The 1,439-nt window shown below is 71.9% G+C and carries 1 protein-coding gene and 1 pseudogene; both read left to right on the forward strand.

Features of this window, described 5'->3' with window-relative positions; translation table 11 throughout:
* Positions 1-609, forward strand: a 609-nt coding sequence (locus tag G6R24_RS20905; protein ID WP_192029226.1) for a histidine phosphatase family protein, incomplete at its 5' end; no start/stop codon positions are given.
* 444 nt (positions 610-1,053) lie between these two features.
* A pseudogene (locus G6R24_RS23095) lies at positions 1,054-1,439 on the forward strand (hypothetical protein); the annotation flags it as partial.

A 1,439-nucleotide genomic window follows, 5' to 3' on the forward strand; every position in this document is an offset into this window, starting at 1 on the left:
ACCACCGTCCTGTTGCGTCATGGCCAGACCCCGCTGTCCGTGGAGAAGCGTTTCTCCGGCACCATCGAGGCCTCGCTGACCGACCTCGGTCTCGAACAGGCCGCCGCCGCGGCCCGCCGGCTGCGCGACGAGCCCTTCGACCTCATCCTCAGCTCCCCGCTCAAGCGCGCCCGCCAGACCGCCGAGGCCCTCGGCCGCGACTACACCGTCGAGGACGACCTGCGCGAGTCCAGCTTCGGTGCCTGGGAGGGCATGACCTTCGCCGAGGTCCGCGAGCGTTTCCCGGACGACCTGGACGCCTGGCTCGCCGACCCCGCCGTCCCGCCCCCCGGCGGTGAGAGCCTGCTCGACACGGTCGCCCGGGTCGGCCGCGTCCGCGACCGCCTGCTCGCCGAGCATCCCAGCGCCCGCGTCCTGATCGTCTCGCACGTCACCCCGATCAAGGGTCTCACCCAGCTCGCGCTCGCCGCCGAGCCGACCGTCCTGTACCGCCTGCACCTCGACCTGGTGGCCCTGACCACCATCGACTGGTACTCCGACGGTCCCGCCGTCCTGCGCGGCTTCAACGACACCCACCACGTCGCGCACCTCACCACCGCCGGCGAGTAGCAACCCGCTGGTGAGTAGTCACCGTCGGCGAGTGGCCAGCCCGTTGGCAGGGCCGAGTAACCGGCTCTGTCGTCTGAACGTGCGGCACCATCCCCCCGGATGACGGCATCGCGGAGGGGTTCGACCACGGAAAGCAACATCCCTCTCGCCGTCCCCACGGTCCGCAACGAGCCCGACGGCAAGATCCGTCTACACGGGTCGTCGTGGGGGGCATATCGGACATGATTGCCCCCATGGCGACCCCTGTGCACCCTGCACACCCGTGGCCCCCGGCGGCGGCGTGACGGAACGTGGCTACGGTCGAGGGGCGGCGCCGGGTGCGGCAGGCGCCGGGTTTGGCAGTGGCGGGGTTCGGTGTCTGCCTCGTCCTTCGCGGCTGACGCGGTAGCGATGGCGCCAAAGTTGGCGTTGATATGGCGCCATAGTGGCGCCAGACTGACGGTCATGGACCTCACGCCGTATGTGGAGAACCTCCGGAGCGAGCTGCTGGCCGCGGCGGACTCGGGGGAGGCCCAGGCGCTGGCCGAGCGGCTGACAGCCGCGGTGGCCTCGGCGTCCCGGCTCACGTTGCTCGAGGTGCTGTCCGCCGCCGCGGAGGAGGTCACTCGTGACCTCGCCCCCGGGTCGGTGGAGGTCCGGCTGCGCGGGCGCAACCCGTACTTCGTCGTGACCCCGCCGGAGACCTCCGGCCGTGAGCGCAACGGCCAGGGAGGACCTCCTGCCACGGGCACGCCGGCGGCGGGAGGCGAGAGCGAGCAGGGCGGCCCGCAGATCCGGCGTGGCCCCAGTGGCTATGACGAGCACGATGGGCCGCAGTGGCGGGATGCGTC

It is taken from the genome of Candidatus Frankia nodulisporulans (genome assembly GCF_902806475.1).
Lineage (GTDB): Bacteria > Actinomycetota > Actinomycetes > Frankiales > Frankiaceae > Frankia > Frankia umida.